Here is a 3,302-nt window from a genome sequence, read left to right as displayed (position 1 = left end):
CGGCCACATCGGCGACGCCGGTACGGCCGGGCTCTCCGACGTGGTCGGCGACGACCGCGAAGCGCCGGTGCCCGAGGCGGACGAGGTGGTCGGCCGCGAGCCGCGCGGAGGCGACTTCGTCGATGCCCACGTACGGGATCGACGGGTCGTCGGAGCCCTCGGTCGTCACGAGGGGAAGCCCCCGTGCCCGGATCACGTGCTGTGCGGGATGACCGGCCGGGACGCAGTAGAAGCAGAAGCCGTCGACGACCGCGTCGCGCACCGCGGCCTCCGGCTCCGACGATCCGGGAGGCATGGGGATGAGCAGGAGACCGGCGCCGGAGGACTCGGCGACCTCCGCGACCCCGCGCAGGAATCCCACCGAGTAGGGGTCGGCGAAGGCGTAGGAGAGGGTCTCGGTGAAGACCAGCCCGATGGCACCGGCCTTCCCCCGCCGCAGTGAGCGCGCCGCCGCGTCGGGCCCCGGGTAGCCCAGGCGCCGGGCCGCCTCGAAGATGCGCTCGCGCAGTGCGCGGTTGAGCTGGTCGGGACGGCCGTAGGCGTTGGACACGGTGGTCCGCGAGACGCCGACCTCGTCCGCGACGGTCTGCAACGTCGCCTTCTTGGCACGCGTTTCCATGGCCCGAGCCCTCTTCTGTATCGATTAAGTCTGTATCGATACAGTAGAAGGCCGCCCAGAAGTCTGTCCACTCCTTTTCCGGTGGCTGCGCCGGTGGTCCGCGGATCGGGAGGTCAGGCGCTCAGGCGGACTCGACCGCCTTCTTGATGCGCTTGCCGAAGTCGTCGGCGTCCTTGCGCGCCGCGTTCAGCGCGACGCCCGCGACCATCTTCCCGACGCCGTGCCCGTTGAGGGCGTTGAAGAGCCGCACCCGGGTCCTGCCCTCGGAGACCGGCTCCAGGTCGTAGCCGCCCTCCGCCGTCACGAGGTTCTTCGACGTCTCGGTCCAGCGGATCCTGGTGGGCGCCACGAACTCGGTGATGCGGAACTCCCTGCGGGTCTTCACCCCGGCGTCCTTGACGGTGCTCGTGTAGACGGTGCCCACGCCCGACGGGCCGTCGGTCGTCCTGGCCATCTCCTCGACCCTGGGGCTGAACTTGGGATCGTTCTCTCCGTCGGCGAGGAAGGCGAACACCTCCTCGATGGGGCGGTCCACCTCGGTCACGACCTCGAACTGACCAGCCATCACTTCTCCCCTGCGTCAAGGCTGCTTGCGCGCCTGCTTCGTGGCCCTGCTGGCGGCGTCCCGTTCGGAACTCGCGCTGGTCGTGCTGAGTTCGCCACCCGCGCTCTCCAGGTGTGCACGTACGAACCACTGGAAGAGTTCGAGACTGCGGAGCTGCTCGATGAGCATGTCCTGCGTCACCAGGTCGCTCTCGTCCGTCGCGCGGACGGCTGCTCGATGGTCCTCGATGATGCCCGCGTACACCAGGTCCAGGGCACCGAGGTGTTCGATCGATTCGGCACGGCCGATGGTGTAGTCGTGCCAGTGCCGCTCCTCGACGAGCGCACCCGGCGTGCCGTGCGGTGAGCCGCCGAGGGTGGAGATGCGTTCGGCCGTGGTGTCGGTCATCTTGCGTACGGAGTCGACTTGCGGGTCGAGCATCTCGTGAACCGCGATGAAGTGTGGACCGACCACGTTCCAGTGAATGTGCTTGAGAGTCAGCGCGAGATCGTTGAGTGCGTGCAGACGCATGGTCAGCAGCTGAATGACATCGCCGCCGTCCCGCTGGGTCATGCCTGGCACTGTGTACTTCGGTTCGGACTCCTTGCGGGGCACGGCGCTCTCCCTCTCCACGTGGACCGGCAGCCGCCCGGGATCCGGCGGCTCATCCCATGCGAACACCGGTGGGGTGCGGGCGCGCGCCGGGCGGCCGGGCGGTGGGCCGTTCGGGTCTCACGGTGCGCCCCCGCACACGGGAGGCGGCGCCGTCAGGCCAGCCGTGCGAGCAGACGCAGCGGGGCGCAGCGCCCCCTGACCGGGACCGACCACAGTGTCTGGCCGCGTACGCCCCACGTGGCCAGCACGGCGTTGGCGGCCTGGAAGCCGGTGGTCGCGGCGCGTTCCATGAGCGCCACGGGCAGTGCCGTGCGCACCGCGTCGCCGGCGAGTGCGAGGCGCGGGTGCGGAGTGCCCACCTCGGGCCGGTCGGCGTACCCGCCGACGGGGAAGTGCGGGCAGTCCTGGCGCCATTCGTGCCGTACGTCGGTCACCCTGGCCGAGGCGGTCTCGGGATAGACGCGCACGACGCCGTCCCACAGCGCGCGTTCGATCTCGGCGCGGTCGGCCCGCGCATCCACCGCGTAGGCGTGTGCCTCCAGCACCGCGCCGCCCGTGCGGCGGGCCCAGCGGGCGGCCTCGCCTTCCCACCGGTCCAGGACGCTGATGTTGTCGAGCGGGCCGTAGCCGCTGGTGCCGAGGAAGCGGGGGCGGGAGGCGGCCGGCGGACGGTCGAGCCAGTAGCGGGCCACGAGGAACGGCGGGGCCTGCCGGAGCGCGCCGATCCGGTCACGCCAGGGGGTGTCTCCGAGGGCGGGCGAATCACGGACGAGGGTGCGCAGCGAGCCGCTGTCGAGCGCGAGGACGACCGCGTCGTAGTGCTCGTCCGCGCTCCCGGCACCCCCTGGTACGTCCGACGCGCCCTCGGTGACGAGGCGGAACCCGCTCCCGGCCGGGTGCACTTCGCGCACTTGCACGCCCGTGCGGATGTCGGCGCCGTGACGTGTCATGTAGCGGGTCAGGGGGTCCCACAGGGCGGTGGGGAACGGCTCGGAGGGTACGTCGAAGAGCAGGCCCTCCGCTGAGCCGAGGAAGTAGATGTGGAACATCAGGGCCAGCTCCGCAGCCGACATCTCGCGGGGGTCGATGAAGAAACTGCGGGAGAAGACCTCGAAGGCCAGATGCCGGGCCTCCTCCGGGAAGCGCACGGCGCGCAGGAAGTCCTCGGCGCTGACGGTGTCGAGCCGCCGGTAGACCTCCGGCACGCTCACGTCCAGCAGCGGCAGGGCCGCGCGGGGGTTCATGCGCCTCAGGCCCGGCCAGGTGAACGTGGGGCTGAGGGAGGCGAATCCCAGCACGCTCCACGGGGGTGTCCGAGGCACGCGCCGGAAGCTGTCGCGTGGACCGTCACAGCGCTGGAGCGGGTAATCGGCCAGAGGAACAAGGGAGTTCAGGTCCGGATCGGCCCGCCGCAGCAGGGCCCGGAGGTTGTAGTACTGCCGGAAGAAGGCGTGGAAGCCGCGGCTCATGGTGACGCTCGTACCGTCGGCGAGGCGTGTGGGCCAGCCGCCGACCCGGCCGCCG

At 70.9% G+C, this 3,302-nt stretch carries 4 protein-coding genes; all 4 read right to left on the bottom strand.

Going from position 1 to position 3,302, the window contains the following annotated elements; genetic code table 11:
* On the bottom strand, positions 1–619 hold a 619-nt coding region (locus H5J26_RS29695; protein ID WP_181769055.1), incomplete at its 3' end, for a LacI family DNA-binding transcriptional regulator.
* Between the two features lie 121 nt (positions 620–740).
* Positions 741–1,184, bottom strand: coding sequence for an SRPBCC family protein (locus H5J26_RS29690; protein WP_181769054.1), 444 nt, complete (start codon positions 1,182–1,184; stop codon positions 741–743).
* A gap of 15 nt (positions 1,185–1,199) precedes the next feature.
* Positions 1,200–1,736 (bottom strand): Dps family protein, encoded by a 537-nt coding sequence (locus H5J26_RS29685; protein WP_181769053.1) that lies wholly within the window; start codon positions 1,734–1,736, stop codon positions 1,200–1,202.
* Positions 1,737–1,930: 194 nt separating this feature from the next.
* On the bottom strand, positions 1,931–3,302 hold a 1,372-nt coding region (locus H5J26_RS29680), incomplete at its 5' end, for an FAD-dependent oxidoreductase (protein ID WP_181769052.1).

This window comes from Streptomyces albidus (ex Kaewkla and Franco 2022) (genome assembly GCF_013870515.1).
GTDB lineage: Bacteria > Actinomycetota > Actinomycetes > Streptomycetales > Streptomycetaceae > Streptomyces > Streptomyces albidus.
Note: the sequence above shows the minus strand (reverse complement) of the source record. Positions and strands in the feature narration are given on the sequence as shown.